Source organism: Sporosarcina sp. FSL K6-5500, assembly GCF_038005665.1.
GTDB lineage: Bacteria > Bacillota > Bacilli > Bacillales_A > Planococcaceae > Sporosarcina > Sporosarcina psychrophila.
Genome location: NZ_JBBOTP010000001.1, coordinates 753,179 through 770,564 on the forward strand (window position 1 = coordinate 753,179; position 17,386 = coordinate 770,564).

General features: G+C 40.9%; 7 protein-coding genes. 3 read left to right on the forward strand and 4 right to left on the reverse strand.

Annotated elements, in window-relative coordinates; translation table 11 throughout:
* Window positions 1-11 precede the first annotated feature (11 nt).
* On the forward strand, window positions 12-2,609 hold the full coding sequence (locus tag MKX62_RS03335; protein WP_340740698.1) for a VWA domain-containing protein: 2,598 nt from the start codon (window positions 12-14) through the stop codon (window positions 2,607-2,609).
* Between the two features lie 314 nt (window positions 2,610-2,923).
* Here the strand turns inward: MKX62_RS03335 and MKX62_RS03340 are convergent, their stop codons facing one another.
* The 3 genes from MKX62_RS03340 to MKX62_RS03350 are packed head-to-tail and all read right to left on the reverse strand — an operon-like array spanning window position 2,924 to window position 8,074.
* Complete coding sequence (locus tag MKX62_RS03340) at window positions 2,924-4,348, reverse strand: putative Ig domain-containing protein (protein WP_340740699.1); 1,425 nt, start codon at window positions 4,346-4,348, stop codon at window positions 2,924-2,926.
* Window positions 4,349-4,359: 11 nt separating this feature from the next.
* Window positions 4,360-5,139, reverse strand: coding sequence for a cohesin domain-containing protein (locus MKX62_RS03345; protein ID WP_340740700.1), 780 nt, complete (start codon window positions 5,137-5,139; stop codon window positions 4,360-4,362).
* Window positions 5,140-5,170: 31 nt separating this feature from the next.
* A complete protein-coding gene (locus tag MKX62_RS03350; protein ID WP_340740701.1) occupies window positions 5,171-8,074 on the reverse strand; it encodes a VWA domain-containing protein in 2,904 nt (967 codons plus the stop codon).
* Between the two features lie 108 nt (window positions 8,075-8,182).
* Between MKX62_RS03350 and MKX62_RS03355 the strand changes: the two genes are divergently transcribed.
* Window positions 8,183-8,791 carry a hypothetical protein gene (locus MKX62_RS03355; protein WP_340740702.1) on the forward strand — a complete coding sequence of 203 codons (609 nt, stop codon included), beginning with the start codon at window positions 8,183-8,185 and terminating at the stop codon, window positions 8,789-8,791.
* 19 nt (window positions 8,792-8,810) lie between these two features.
* Window positions 8,811-12,686 (forward strand): immunoglobulin-like domain-containing protein, encoded by a 3,876-nt coding sequence (locus MKX62_RS03360; protein WP_340740703.1) that lies wholly within the window; start codon window positions 8,811-8,813, stop codon window positions 12,684-12,686.
* A 56-nt stretch (window positions 12,687-12,742) separates the two neighbouring features.
* Here the strand turns inward: MKX62_RS03360 and MKX62_RS03365 are convergent, their stop codons facing one another.
* Window positions 12,743-17,374, reverse strand: a complete 4,632-nt coding sequence (locus MKX62_RS03365) for a PPC domain-containing protein (RefSeq protein WP_340740704.1) — start codon at window positions 17,372-17,374, stop codon at window positions 12,743-12,745.
* Window positions 17,375-17,386: the final 12 nt, after the last annotated feature.

Below are 17,386 nucleotides of genomic sequence, written 5' to 3' on the forward strand. Positions count from 1 at the left end.
GACGACGGTACATGACTTATTTAACAAAAAAGACGATTGCTCTTTTCTTTACACTCGCGTTTGTTATAGCCGCTTTCCCTGTTCTTGTTAGTGCAGCAAGCCCATTTAAAGATGTAAAAACGAACCACCCAGCCTACTCATCCATTGAATGGGCCTATAAGGAAGGCCTCACAAAAGGCTTTCCAAACGGCATATTCATACCGGATCGGACGGTAACAGAAGCAGAATTTGTCAATATGCTTATCCGACTTGATTGTTCAGCGGCAGATTCTTCCAAGGCATCTACTGCTAACAATTATCGTTACTTACAAACCAAAAACATGCCTGTTAACGGCTCTAGTAATGTAAAAGCACGGGATTTATCGATTACCAAAGGGCAAGTTGCACGTATTGCAGCTGCCTTCCAAGGAGTCGATTTAAGCGAACAACGCGCCGTTCAGTATATGTATATCAATGATTTGGCGAATGGCGCCACTGGTAAAAATGATTATAAAGATTATGGCGCCAATCTCTCCATGACGCGGGCAGATGCCGTTGTTTTCCTAAACCGTTTGTCAGACGCAGGAAATTGCGAAATGGTTGGACTCAGCTATCGCGCGACAGGTAGCGATGACAAAACCATTACACTTCCACCTGCTTTTCTAGGCACGGGGACATCGGTGACGTTTAAGCCACCAACAGTCACTACACAACCACCAGTCGTCACACAGCCGACTGTTCCTCCTGTGTCAAATGTAGCTGTCGATATTGATGTTGACAAACCAAAATTAATTGCTAATGGGATTGATTCGACATTTGTTACCGTCTCATTGAAAGGCTGTACAAACGGCGGGACGATTGACTACGGGGACTCGCTGTCGTTCACAGTCAAATCAGCGCTTGGTGCAACAATAGATAGTGCTCAAACTGCTATTCCACCAAAATATGATCTAAAGCTAGCTATATCAAATGCTGAGGCAGCTGAGGCTCAGTTGGTAAAGGCAAGAAATGATGTTAATAACGCGGAAATCAATTTAAAATACTGGGAATCCGTATTAGATAAACCTATTGGCCCCACTGGCGGAAACATCGTTGGTACTATACAAGATGTCATAAAAGCACGGGAAGGCTTAGCTGAAACTGAACGCTTAACAACTATTGCCGTAACACAAGCAGTAGCTGCACGTACCTATTTAGCTGAAGCTCAGGCTGAAGCTAACAACAGACCGAGTGGTACAAGTGCTGTGAACATGACAGATGGACCCGATATGATTGTCAAAGTCACTGCACCTAGATCCAGTCAATATCGCACGGACACGCTGACATTCCAGCTGAACCAGTCCAACATAAACTGTGATAACAAGCCCATTACAGTGAACCTGGATTATGCACCACAAGCAGAACTACGGCTTGAGATAATCCCTCACACCACAACAGCTACAGCATTCAATGGCACGCTACCGGCTAACGGGGCAACAGCCACACTGAAAGCAACCGTTGTCGCTCCTGGTGGACAAACCATTCAGGGCTACACTGGACGCGTTCGATTCCATTCTGCTCAAGGTACTACGTTAACTAATGAGTATGTGTGGTTCTCGAATGGAATAGCGTTTACAACCATCACCTCTCCAAATACGACCTACTCGATTGCGGATGAAATCACTGCGGAATTCGAGGTTGTGGATCCGAACTATAGAGATGTGCTTTCCTCTGTAGCAAACACACCACAACGTATAAATGTACTTTATGAGCCAACTCTACAAGCAGATACAACTTGTAGCTCGACAGTGCCAGAAATTGCGTTTGTCCTTGACGCTTCCGGCAGTATGAGAGCTAGCGATCCATCGGGCGCACGTGTTACGAAATCACAAGAGCTGATGACGGCGCTAAATGCACAAAGAAATATTGCTGCACAATTCAATTCAAGAGGTAGATTACTATATCCTGATGCTAATACAGTAATTAATGTAGAACCCACATTGAGAAATGTAGAGCAATCAGGCGGTACGAATATTTTAAGCGGACTAAAAGTTGCATTCGATAAATTCACGCCTGGCAATGCACCGAAAGTAGCGATACTACTCACCGATGGGAAATCAAATGCAAAACAAACGTTGAGTATAATTTCTGAAGCCAAACAGAAAAACATCAAAATTTACACCATTGGCTTGGGCAATAAAAAGCAGCTAAACGAAGCAATATTACAACAGTTAGCTAAGGATACGGGTGGTCATTATTATCATGTAGCAGAAAGTAGTGAATTGGGTGCCGCCTACCAGTCCATCCTTTCCGCCATTACATGCGACATCCCAGCTGGTCCAACTTGTACGCTGTCCAGCCAAGTATTCACATCACCTACGCTTGAAACCGTAGGAAATGAATTCTTTATGAATACGTATGTTAGCGACAACTGTGGACAAATCACCCGCGTCGTCTTACGTTTCAATTCATCCGAAGGTAACATCGATTATGAATTAGCCAATCGAAATTTAGCTCAAGGCTACTTCGCTCTTAAAAAGGGAACTTATGAAATCAACAATTTCCACCTGCTCCAAGAAGGCGTCTTCCTTGCCTACAATGCTAAAGGTGAGTTGGTCGGCGAAAAACGTGTTCAGATGACTAAAAGGTAAATGAAAGAAATGGATTGGAGTGCAACCTGTTTGATGGGTTGCACTTTTTTTGTTGTTGTTTAGTTTCGGGGATATGTTGATTACTTCCGGCGCAACGTTGTCTAGTTCGGGCGATATGTTGTTTACTTTCGGCGGCGTTGTTTAGTTCGGATGATATGTTGTTCACTTCCAACGAAACGTTGTTTACCGCGGAACGTTGCTTACTTTCGACCGTGTGTTGTCTAGTTCGCACGCGACCCACTTTCAACACCTATAAACAGTAAAAAAGCCCGGCAAGCACATACAATTGTATGTGTACCGAGCTTTATTCTGTGTTAATTTGGTAGTAGACTTTGTGATTTTGTTTCAAGTACGTTACCGTATTTATCTTTCAATACAAACGTAATATTTGCACCGCTTGGTATGCCCGTAACAATCGAACTATATTCATTATTGCCTTCGTAAAGCATATCCGTGCCATTTATCGTCACGCCATATACTTCCGGTACTGTATGGATAACGACTGTATGGAGGTCTAGGAATGATGCTTTTTTGATACTAATGCCATTGACATAGTTTTCATTGACGACATTCACTTTGATGGTTATAGTAAATCCGCTAGTACCAATAATACCTTTAACCGCCTGTTCACCCAGTTCGATCGTATCTACATCACCCCAAGTTACTGATTCGTATCCTGTCGATTTATCTTTATAGGTAACCAATACTCTCCCCGGCAGATTAGCCTGCCCGCCTTGACTAACGTTAATCATGCCTAGTTTTTCAACAGCGATGATATCCGAGTTAATGACGTCAACGGCAAATGCCCGTTCAGCTATGTTTCCTACGGCATCTGTCACTTGAATCGTAAACTGATAGTTTTTAGCAGTTTTCACTACCCCTGTCAGTTCACCCGTTTGTGGATTTAATTTCAACCCTGAAGGTAGTGAGCCTTTACTTTTAAATTCATAAGGTTCCCTTCCGTGCTTGGCCGATATTTGTTCCTCATACTCACTACCCACTGCTGCATTATCTAACTCAACTGTCTCAATCGCTAGGAATGAAGTCGTGATACCTGCCAGATAATCTAAAATCAACTGAGCATCATCTTGGTTCAACTTACCATTGCCATCGACATCTGCCGATAACCACATTTCTTTTTCTGTAATTAAATCGCTACCATTAACATGCTGTAAAATACGTATTGCAGCAGCAGCACTCGGTCCATTATCACTGATAACGCCACCGATTGGCAGTTTGCGTTCGATTTTACCTTGTAACGGTTCAAACAATAAATCGGCATCTGCACGGCCTTTTGCCCGTATTTCACCAATTTCTAACCGAGCAGATTGACCCGCCTCAAATTCAGGCGTCAGCGTATAGGTGATATACCCAATAACGGTTGGTTTATTCCCCAATGTAGGTTCTTTTACTGTTTGGGATAAAAAATCAAACTTTAATGTGTTACCTGAAATATCAGGACTTGAACGGTATTGCGTGCCTGCAAAAATGCCAGCTGGCTCAAAACTTTTCAACCTAATACCTTTTTGATCTGTCGGCAATGAAACCGTCGCATCAATGGAAGTCAAATTCGCTGTCTTATAAATCGTAATAGGCACTCTGACTGTATCGCCAAGCGAACGGGTCTCGCCCACTTCTAACGTCGGGCCTGTCGCAGCATGTACGGTGAATCCGGACAATACGACTAAAAACAATGCCATACAGAATGTCCATCCCAATTTCAGTTGTTTCTTATTCATACTATCCCTCCTCATTTAACCGTAAATTCATGCCGCACAGGTTTGTTCAATTTCCCACCATGCTCTGAGCGAAGTTGGTCTGTAATTTCCAGCGTATGCTTGCCCTTAGCGTAAGGATTTTTCGGCGTCATCTTGAATGATGTCGCGTTAATCGGCTTGACAGTCACTTCAACAACTGTTGTACCTCTTTTTACAGTAACAGTCTGATTATTAAGCGTTGCTGGATTATAAGGAGTGCTTAAACGAATAGTCCACTCCTTGTTCACTTCGACAGTACCCGGATGTGCTTTCACATCACCAGTAAACGGTTTAACCTGCCCATTCAACACTTGTACAGAAATTTCATTGCCTTGTGCATCAAATAACTTCACATTTTTCAACGTCAGATTCATCGTGGAACCGGCACCGGCTGCTATAACAGTAGCTGGAAATTCTATCACAGTCCCTTTCATCGACACGCCAGTTGCCTGCGCCCAAGCCACGGATACTTTGCCAAGCTCCGCACTATTGATGGCCTTCAGCTGGTTGGACCATACAGTCCCCTCCTTCACAGCCTTGTCCTTCACCGTCAACAATGTCGGATCATAAACCACGTCAAAAGAGCCACCCGCAATTCGTTCATCACTATCTATAAAGACAGATAGATTAACTGCTCCGGCTTTTTCCATATAAACCGTAGAAACCCCAACAACAGGTTTGCTAACCGCATGCGCCAGTGTAGCCGGCAATAACAACATAAACAGACTTAACAATACAAATACTTTTAAATTCCTCATAAATAGAACGGGCACGACGAATCGTGCCCTCTGCCCCCTTTGTTCGTTATTCAGAGCTTAGGCCGTGAGTAAACGGTAGCTGTTCCAATGCATAGCGGTCTAGTATTAACTCCAATAGACTAGGATTCTCTAATAATCGTTGAATCGAATAGAAACCAAATGGAACAATATCACCTGACTCAAACCCTACCGGATAATACGTTTCAATCTGCTCCAATTTGTCCCCCGCTGCATTATAGGCAATGATTTCAATATAATCATTAATCGTCAGACCTGCCCGACTAAAGATTGCCCTCCCATCAGCCGGTTCTGGCACTGGTAATGACTGTCCATTGACTCGAACATCCACTCGTTTAACGGTTGAATCTAGCATAATTGTACCACTTATTAAATAGCCTGTTGAGTTACTCGCGAACTCCAAATTTTGGATATACTTACCTGGCACAACAATACCAATGTCATCTCGATTGTATAATGCCATTATTTGATTGTAACGGTTATTATCACTCACAAGATCTGCAAATGTTTTAATACCTGCTAACAAGTCATTTGGTTGCAATACGGTAACATTTGCCGAATCGGAGAATTTGCCATCCATCGTCGTGGCGATGATGGAGGCCTGACCTACACCAACTGCCGTGACAATTCCATTGTATACAGTAGCAACAGCTGTATTGGTACTTGACCAAATGACTTGTTGGTTCTTCGCATTGGTTGGGTAAACCGTATAGTCAATTGTCGCTTTCTCAGGGCTAAAGCTACCATTATCCTTTTTCAAGAATGATAATTCTTTTTGCTGAAGGACAACTGATGTCACCCTGCCATCTGATCCATCACCCACTATAACGTGAACCGTATAGATAGCAGTCGTGCCATCATGTGCCGTAACAAGTATTTTCACTTCCGACTTACCATTTGTCACAACTGAATTCACCACTTCGACCTTCGCGTTGCGATGATCTTCCGCCCGCGCATCCACTTGCAATGTGTAAGCACCACCTGTAAGACTACCTGCCGGAACATAGTGGTCGTAATAAGTTGTCACATTCGGATTGAAATTGAAGACATTAACACCATTAATAGATAAACTTGCTAACTTCGTGTTAGCCGCAACAGCACGTTCAATAAGTTTTTTATGTTTCACTGGACCATTTAGTTTATAATCTGACAGCTTGTCTTTTACCTCTAAAATATTAAACGTAAAACCATTACCTTGAACACTGACTTTTCCTTTACCCGTTAACAACACTTTATGTCTACCAGCTGCACTAAAGTTCAAGCGACTGTAATCCTCTACAAAATTTTGAGAGCGATCACTATACTTGTCGTGGAACCGCTTGTCACCCAGTTGTGTAAAGTTACCATCAATGCGTAACACACCGTCTGTTAAATGACCCTGGTCATGCTGTGGCTTACCGATATGAATATAATCCATTTTCGCATGATTACGTGGGCTCGACATTGAAAAATCACGGTAGACATGGACAAAATCACCATCGCCTTCCCCATAGTCAGCCGCTGTCGTATCCATAGATCCTTCAATCATCGTTAACCAACCATCCGTAATGGAATAATCACCAAATACATTAACCGTTCCATGATTGACGAATAGTTGACCACTTGATTGTCGTATATTACCCTTTTCTCTCGTGATTGCCATCGACTCAGCAGAACCAACTTGCACAAGCCCTCCATCAACGTTCAATGAACGATTTTCCGTAAAGGCATCATCTTTTAACGTATCCCCGTTAACGAACAAATTCCCTTCCACAAACAGCTTGCCTTTTTGTAAATTAAAAAACCCTTTTTGCGTGACGTTACCAGCTACTTTTAGCAATCCGCCACCTGCCTGAACACGACCTTCTTGATCAAAATTGCCCTTCGCATGAAGTGTACGTCCAGTCAACTCAACTACACCACGTATTTTTTGGTCGAAGTTGTTGACGATTACTTCCGGAGTCGCCACACCACCATAGTTCCCGTTCACACGCAAGAGACCATTTTGGGTAAAAATATTTTTCACGTCTAACTGACTATTATTCAAATAAATCGCTGAACCTGATTTTTGCTCTACATTATTAGCTGTGATCACACCACTAACTGCGCGCAATTCTGCGCAAGACTGTAGGACAAGATCACCTTTCACTTCCAATTTATAGCCATTCAAATCCACTTTGACATTGTCGTGTAAAAGTAATCCACTTGGTTCAATTACATCATTCGTTAATGTCCAGTTGCTATTTTGTTCTCGACCAACAAACCCACTAACCGTCGACCTCAATCCAGCTAAATCACGTGCCAAGTCAGTCGCACGAGGTGCATTATAATAATTCCCGCCGGTATTCTTTGCGATTTTTGTTAAACTCGTTTCATCTACGTCTACTATGGAGCCAAAACCAAAGACATGAATCGTAACTTGTTCCTCATAAGCTCGTTGTGCCAATTCCAGTGATTTCGAGTTATTAACCGAAAAACCAGTTGTCATAATAATAATTGATTTTTCATTTGTGCTCGGTCTTTTTGCATATTCATCAAGCGCTGCTTCAATCCCTGTACTTAAATCATTACCGCCCGCTGTATTCGGACCAGCAGTCAGGAATTTATTCATCTGGGCAACTGTATCGTAGCGGTTTGTTGATAACGATAGGTAGTTGGCTGCCTTATCATTAAATCCAATGACACCAATCCGATCATTTTTCGGTAATGATTGGATATATTTAACCGATTCTGAAATATAGCCATCATTTGAAGTCAGATTAGAGGATATGTTAATCGCCATCATCGCAGGAGAATCATTGATGACAAATATCACATCTATCCCTCGGTCCACCCCACAGCTTTGATTTCCATAACTATACTCCGTAGTTGCATGCCCAATTGTCGGAATCCAGACAATCGAAGCCACTAATAATGCTGTTAAAAATAATGTAATTTGCTTATGTACCTTCATTTTTTCTCTTCCTTTCCGATAACTATTATAGAAACTACAATTTTACCAATCCACCTCATTGTTCAGCAACACGATGATTTACTAAAATTTAAGAAGGAGTCTACGTACATGTTAAAAAAAATAACGACACTAGTACTACTTGCAACCCTCTTCCTATTTTGGATTGAACCCGCGAGTGCTAAAACCTTTGATTTCAAACCCATCACCGATCCAATGAAAACTTGGACAATCTCGTTTAGCGACAAAGTCAACGAGCCGGTAGATCCAAATGCTATTTACATAACATCTACTAATAATCAGAAACATGAAGCCTCTATTAGAATATCGGCTGATTTAACGCAAATTATAGTAGAACCGATAAATCCATATCTATTTGGGACAGAATACACACTCGTCATCCCACAAAGCTTTGCATCCGTAAAAGGTCAGAAGCTTAAAGAGGAAGTCACAATGAAATTCCAGTTACAAGGCACGCACATCCAAACGATTAGTGCTAATTTCAACATTTTGGCTACGAATATCATCGTTCAAGGGAAAAGTGAAGTGGCCAAAACAACAGTGGCACTCGACAACTTGCCCGAAAAAGTTTTGATTCGCCAATCGAACAATAAGTTTTCACTAGGAATGAACGGTCTCCTCTCTGGTGACGTGCTTACCATCCGTGCATACGATGCACATGGTCAACTGCTCGAAAAACAATTTTATGAAGTGAAGTAATCTAGGAGGGTATTTTATAATGAAGAAAACAGTATCGATTTTAATGACATTCATGCTTCTTTTAATGACCGTCGGACCCCTGCCACCTGTATTTGCGGATGGGTTCAGCGGAACAGTAACAGGAAGTACGGCAAACTTTATCACTGGAAAAGGGACTGTTCAAGTTACCAATGCAATCGTGGGTGAAACACTTACACTTTACCCTGAGAACAGTAGTACGTCAGCTCAAACAAAGGATAATACAACTTCCGAACATACTTTCAATAATGTAAGTCCCGGAAAATATCAAGTAACGTCAAAACCAGCTGGCGGAACTGAATCCGATCGTTCACTACCCGTATTAGTTACGCCTAAAGCGGTAGAACTCGCTGAACCGTCAGCGACAAGGATTGTCGTTTCAGGTGCCGAACCATTCGCTATCCTAACGCTTCATCACGATAAAAGCGGATTTATAACCCGTAAAACAGAGGCAGATGAAAATGGGGTTGGTTATTTTGACCTTGGATACGCGGACGAACAAGTACCGCCCGGTAAAAACTATCGTGCAAAGCAAACAATCAACGGTGTTGAAAGTGCATTTTCCAATTCACAAGATATTGCACCGCGTCCTGTTAGACTAAGCGTTACAATTGCAGGAGCCGGTCAAAATAATAACGGCGGGGCCATCGAAGTTACTGATACGAGACAAGGTAATCGCCTTCTATTGTATATCGTCAATTCTAGTAATGAACCAGTCATCAGAAACGTTGAAGCACTAAATAGCTACACATTTACCGGTTTAAGTGCCGGCGAATATTATGTAATCCAGGAAGAGAATGGAGCACAGAGTTCTCGTTCTAACTATGCAAAAATTATCGATGAAATGGCTCCAACCATTTCACTCGTTGGACCTGCTACAGACAAAGTATCTATGCCTAAAAACTATACAAATTGGGAGTATCCATTCAGTAAAAGTGATGTAGTGGCAAAAGATAATATCAGCACGCCATCCATTGAAATCACTGTCTCTCCAAACCAGAAAATCAATACACCTGGTATCTACAAAATAACGTACACAGCAAAAGATGATGCAGGCAACACTGCTACCGTAACAAAAACCGTTACAATCGCACCACCGACATTGGATATCGATAATGTTGTTCATACTGCTATTCCCAATGAAAATGCACCTGGACGTCCGACTGGGGATATTTGGGTAAACAATGTCATGGGCGAAGCTACATTGAAAGTTTATCAAGATCCAGGTGGTAAACCGATTAAAACAATTACAAGAGCCAATGATAGTGCCACTGGATTATTCGAAATCTCAGGTATTCCAGTCGGCATTGCCTATTACGTTACCCAAGTCGTCAACGGGATTGAAAGTGAAACTTCCCCACGAGTTGACATTAAAGATACAACAAAGCCAACTATTCAACTGATCAATAAACATGAAGTCGAATTTATCCGTGGCGGAATCTACATTGAATACGGCGCAACGGCTACAGATAATATCGATAACGCAGCTAGCCTATCAGCAAGCATTAAAATCGACAGCAGCGCAGTCAATATGAGCGTTCCAGGAAAATATATCGTGACGTACAATGTAACGGATACTGCTGGAAACGTTGCGAGTACAGTCATCCGTACCGTTTACGTGAAGCCACATGCTGTCATTGCAATCGGTAGTACTGCTGACCTAGGTGAAGTAGGCGTCACAAGTGCGTACCCAGGTGCTACTTTAAAGTTGTATGACGTAGCAAATCCCGATAAACCTATCGCAGTTTCAAAACCATTACCAGTAGGTGTGACAACTTACGTTTTCAAAAACCCAACGGGACTAGATGGGACAACACTCAATGTGGACATGAAAATCCCGCCTGGTAGCTACTATGTAATACAAGAGTTCCCAATAGATGGTGAAATCTTGGAAAGTATGCGTTCTAATATTGTCGATGTTCGTGATAAAAACCGTCCCTATATTACAATAAATGGTCCTGAAAACTTATCTTTCATTTGGAATATCTCAATAAATGAGTATAGCTATACTGCGAATACGGATATAGGGGTAGGACATTTCAAGGATGCAGGTGCAACAGCAGACGATTACTTGGATGGTCCAAAACTTACGAATGATATCAAAAAGAAAATACTATTTGGCAATAAAGTTCTTTGTAATGAAAACATTGTGACCGATCCAGTAACCATTTGTAATGAGCTGATTGAAATGGAGTTCCCTGGAATTTACACGATTATCTATAGTGTCACAACAAAACGTGGTGCAAAGGCAGATGACAAGCAACGTATTATTACGGTTGCACCACCAAAAATAGACAAGCTTAAAGCTGAAGCAGGCAGAAGTACAATCGAAGTCGATGGGGTCCTCACTCATAAAGAAGCCGTGACTGTCGTCAACTTGTATAATGCATATGGCGAGCTAATTAATTCACAAAAGCCGGTATCTGTATCTGATCCAACGGCTATCTTTAAAGACATACCAGCTGGTCTTGGCTATTACGTCACGCAAACGGTCAATGGGATTGAAAGTGCACCTTCCAACCCAGTGAATGTCAGCTTATTTGAGAACGCAAGTGAACCAGCACTCATTACAGCGTTCGAATTCGCGCTTGAGCGCGCTTATGGCGTTATCGACCATACTGCTGGTACCATCAAAGTAGTCGTTCCTAAAGGTACCGTCGTCAAAAGTTTAAAAGCGAAGTTTGCAACAGCAACAGCAACAAATATAGTAAAAGTGGGCACTGAAGTACAAGTAAGTGGAATCACTTCAAAGGATTTCACATCACCTGTGAAGTACACGGTTACACCGAAAGACCCCAAAGACCCTGAACAAGTAAAAGAGTATACCGTAACAGTAGAAATAGAGGACTTTGAAACAAATGCATGGACTAAAACAGTACGGAAATCGGCAACGTTCTCAGCAGCGGGTTCAACACAAACCCTATCACTCGAAGAAAAAAAACTTGCTGAGAAACAAGGGGTTAGCTTTATTGGACAGGACCGTGCGATTCATATTCCATACGGTAATGCCATTGAAGCAAAATCTCCAGCATTGACTGTTAAAATACCAACAATTGTTACAAGCTCTACAGACCCAGTTGTCAATCAACCGATGGAAATTAGCTGGGGGAACTCAGCACAACCTTTCGTGCAACCGATTGAAGTAGAAATGAAAAAACAGGCTAATAAAAACTTTGCACGTCTAGTTCGCAACAACAATCAATTAGTGGCAATCATTCAACCAAGTAGTCCACAAGGTAACGACAACATTATTGGTTTAGCAACTGAGCCAGGTACGTATGCATTGGTCGAAAACCTTGCTGCACCAACTATTACATCCGCTACAGCAAATACGTATCGCATATCAGCTGCAGCAGGTGGACAAATTTACTACACGACAAATAGTAGTCATATCGCATTTGACCGTAGTGCGCGGGATCCTGATCTACAAAGCTATACAGTGAACAACGCAGACTTGTCCAACTGGACGCGTTACACGGGCCAACCGGTTGCAGCACCGAATGGTGAACTGTATGCGATTGTTATGAAAGGCAATATCATCAGTCCATTAGCTCACGTAGAAACAATCGTGATGACAGAATGGAAAAAAACAATCGAACGTCCAGCTATAAAGCCAGTAACGATTACTTTCAATGCAAAAGTAGATCACAAAGCATTGTATTCAGGACTGATTTATATCATGGATGATTCAACGAATACACTAGTAGCAACAACATTATCACTAAGCGCTGACGGTAAACAGATTAGCGTGGTTCCTGATAAATCTTTCAGACGTGGCAATCAGTACACGCTATACATTGATCGCCAGTTTAAAGGCAGTACGAAGAATAACGAATTTTTGAAACAACCATTGACGCAGACGTTTATTGCGAAATGAGTAAAAGCGATTGGCCCTCAAGGTGAGGGCCAATCGCTTTTTTGCTTTGAAATTTTTTATTGCGGAGTGCCAGGCAGTAGTTTTGTCTTTGGGAATACTGCTGTTATTACACCTATATTAGCAGTGTTTGTTGCTATTGCATCTACTACTGTGAAGAAATTCTGTGTTACACCTTCCAATGTATAGCCTTCTTTTGGTTTAATTATAATTATTGCTATATATATTTTTTCAGAATCAAAAATTGAGTGATCGGGATTCCATTCAATCGTTGCTGTATATTCCTCAGTAATAATTGTGTCTTTCACCGGTGACTCGCCTGTTTTCGGTGCTATTAAGCCATTGATGGCTTTTATAGTAATCGGTGCCATAGGCCTAATTTCAGTTGTAATGTCTGAAGTGCCTTCGTAAGCCCCACCCTTTACGTCTACGCGGAAATAATAAGTATCTCCATTTGTTAAACCTGTAACTGTTGCTGATGTGGATTTCTCAGTTAATAATGTTGGTACAGTTTTTGCATAACTAGTATCCCAAGTGGCTCCATCCGTAGATTGTTGAACTTTTACAGATGTTGCTCCTGTTGGTGCTGGGAAATTAATAGTTGCTTGGCCATTACCCGCAGTTGCTTTTACTCCGGCAAGAGGTACTGCCGGTGCAATTACAACTTTGTAAGTAACACCGTTTGTTAAACCTGTGATGGTAGTCGCTCCTGATAGTGCTACTGCTAACGCACCAGCGGCATCCTTGTCATTTTTCGCTGGACTTAAGCTACCATTAGCCAATAAGCCGTAAAAATTCGTTCCTTCTGATACAATGTATTTAACTCCGGTTTTTAAGCCTGTAATTATTCTATCCCCCGCTAACGCACCAGATTCAGAACCAGGATCAATATTTACTACTTTTGCAGCTACGATTTCAACTTTGTAAGTAGTACCGTTTAGTAAACCTTCGATTTTTCCTCCTGCTAAATCCGCTGCAAGCCCTTCAGCTGATGCCCTAGAAATTTGTGATGCACTTAATTTCCCATCTGCTAATATACCGTAGTATTTTGCACCTTCTATAACTATATATTTATTTCCAGTTGGTAAACCGATAATTTCTTTATTACCCGCTGTTCCAACTGAATCAGCAGCTAATATTACTTTCATTGCTGCCAAAACCTCTATTTTTATAGAAGCCATCTCTTTACTCAATAAAGGGTTAGCAGTATTCTTCACTACAAACACCACATTGACCATCGCAGGAATATCTTGTTGTGTTACTTTACCACTCGAAGCAATTGCATTATTATCTGATGATTTAATAGTGACTGTATATCCTGTTCCAACAAGTCCTTGTACTATATTTAATAAATTATCATCGTTATCTAATTTTCCCCACACGTTCGAGGTAATATTCGCAATCTCAGCTTCAACTGATGGCATATGAGCCTTTTCTACAGTCATTTTAACCGAATTTGAAGATATATTCCCAACAGTTACAAATGCGTTAAATGATGAGTTTGATGAGAAGTCGGTTACTTTAGCATCTTTTGTATTATTATCTTTGAATATAAAGTTTCCAATATCAGCAGTGAACTTTAGGTTACTAGCAACTGGAGTTCCATCTGGAAACACGAATTGATGATTCGATAGTTTATCACTGCTCACTCCATACTGATCTTTTGCAGTGATATTTTTAGTTACAGCATCCGGTAGCTTTTTAAAATCGAATGATCCTTCAGTAGTTGCATTATAAATAATTGTCTGTTGTGAACTTTGTATCTCTACTACTTCTGGTGCCACATTAGAAATGGTCACTTTAGCTTGAAGAACCTCACCAGATGAATTGAGTTTGATGCCAATTGTACGCTCTGTTTCGGGTTTACTACCATAATAAAAGGCTTTTTCGACGTTTATTTTACCGTCGCCTGTAACTTTTAAGTAATCTCCTAATGCTTCAAATGTATAAGCTCTAGTAGCTAGATCTACATAAGCTAATCTTTCTTTCGTGCCATTTTCAAGTACACCCAAGACTATAACATCCCTAGCATAATCTTCTGGTTGCTTAGTAAGTTTCTTAGCTTCTAAAGCATCATAGATAGCCTCTATTTTTTCTACTTCATACGCTTTATAACCACTTCCATCAGTCACTGTGAATGTGATTGGTTGTTCGCTACCTTTCAGAACTGTATCTCCATATTTAATAGCTATTGTCACAATTTCGGTACCAATAGCTATTGGTGTAATTTTATTATCGACGACAGAAACTGACCCGCCTAATGGATTTTGATCAGTAACTACTAGACTATATCCATCGGTTGGCCCTATCGACTTTCCGTGTTGATCGATAAATTGTACTTTGCTATCATCGATCAATTGAGGTTTTTTATCTTTCTTGATTGTTAGATTTAGGTTTTTCTGAATAGAGTTAGGTGAAACTTCTCGCCATGTTGTTGGCACTGCTTTACCTTTCACAGTAATCTTCTCCATAACAATTTTACCAGTAGAAGATTCTGCTTTGATTGTAAATTCGTCCGCAATGACTTGGGATTTTTTAAATTCTATTCCTACTTTTTTTTCGATTTTCCCAGCTTCTGTTGTAATTTCTTTCTCTACAATTTCATAATCTTTTTTCGGGTTGATTGTAAATTTAATACCACTCACTGCATTTGTAATAATTTCTTTTTTCGTGATAGGTTGGTTTTGTTTATCAATCGTATTTATCGGAATGAACAGCTCTTCATCTGCAGGGATGGATGAGGGTACGTCTAATGTAATAACATCCGTCCGGCTGCCTTCTTCAACTTTCACCTTGATGGAGTCTTTTTGGCCATTTCCAACAACCGTTAATGTCACTTCTGTTTCACCGAATTTCGGTGTGCCCGTGAGTCTTAATCCCGTATGTTTTGTACCATCTTTTTTATCAATTAACTTGAATTCTGTTGTTGGTACAAAATTGACAATTGATGAATCTAATTGTCTTAAACTAATTGCGCCAGGTACATTTAGAATATCTTCATTATCTATTTTGGCGCCATGTTGATCTGTAGCTTCTATTAATAAGTAGAATTTATCTGCATCTATCTCTTCCTTATCATTCTCGTCAACCTTAACAAGTTTAGTTGTTTCGTTTAATTTTTTACCAGCTTCGTTGTAAATCTCCTTAATGGTAATACCTTTTACAGAAGCTTGTGTTGAGATTTTTATTTTTTTAGTAACTGTTTTTGTTTTATCTTTATTAGATGTAAGTGTTAAGTCGATTAGTTTGCCTTCTTCAATCTCTTTAGCAACAATCGCGATTTTCACGATACCATCAGATGTTGCTCCGCTTAACGAACTTGTTGCTAGGGGGTCCGTCCATTTAGCTGTGACACCTATTGGTGCTTCTAGCATCTCTTCTCCGTATTGATTCTCTGCGCGATAGCCTATGGAAACTTGATCGCCTACAATGCGAACTGCAGTATCGCCAAGGATTTCAATAGACTCGATTGTTGCAGGCTTTACATTAATAGCTTCTTTCATTTCTTCAACAGCTAGTCCATCAACAGTCACAGTATATGAGCCTGTACTGTCAATTGACGCGAGTTCAATTTTGGCAATTGTCTTGTTTGGATTGAATGTTACTGACTTCACAGGAATATCATTCAAGGAGGAGGTAACTGTAAACAAAGCTACACTCGTATCTATAGCTCGATTGAATCTTACTTCGAGTGTTTTCGTATTGAGTGCAGTTACTTTCATTTCTAATGGCAGTACCACTTTTTGAAGTGCTGCTATTTTGATTTCAAGTTTTTCAATTTCGATAGCATTTGCACCAAGTGCTTTGGCAGTAGCCACTAGTGCCAAAGCTTGTTTAATGTCTTCGGCGTGCTTAGGCATTGCATCTGCTGGTACTGGGAGTGCCCTTACCGCTTGTTGTGCTTTTTCCAGTTCTTTTACTGGGTCTACTATTTTGGCTGTGAAGCTAGTTGTGATTTCATAATCACCATTCCCCGTCACTTTAAAATAATAAATTCCCTTTTTAAGCTCACGGGATAAGCTCGTCGTTGTATCTGTCGTATAAGCTAGTAGATCACCTTGATCTCCTTCATGCCCATAGAGAGAAAGGGATACTGGATTCGTACCTCGCTTAATGTTTACAGTCAATTGTCCGTCTTCTGGAATATCGATTTTATAAAAGTCGATATCATTCGTACCTGATACTTTTCCTTCTATGGTTTCATCTATATAGAGTACATCTACACCGGGATCTGTATATTTATCGTTTGCTCTATCTGTTTCTTTACGTTTAGCTGTAGCAAAGTCCATCTTGTACTTCCTACCGTTCTTCAACAGGATTCTCAGTGTATAGTTCTGACCACCTAGATAGTTGGCAACAGGCTTAATTGTGACGGCTTTGCTATTGCTGTATTTAGGAGCTGTGACTGGAATGAGTTTACCGCCACACTCAATTGTAATTGCTGTAATTTTATTTGGCGTTGCGATATCCGAGAAATTAATCTTCCACTCGTGATCTAACGCCACATCCACTTTACTAGTGAAACTTACTTCTTCACCTACAGCTAGCAATTGCTGATAGTCCTCACCGCTATTGACTCGAACGCCGTATTCATCAAATGGAAGTTCTTCATTAGCTGCTGTTACTTGTAAGGGTGTCAGTAGTGTAACGACCAACAAAAGCGACAATAATACTGATAATAATTTTCTCACGTTTTCATCTCC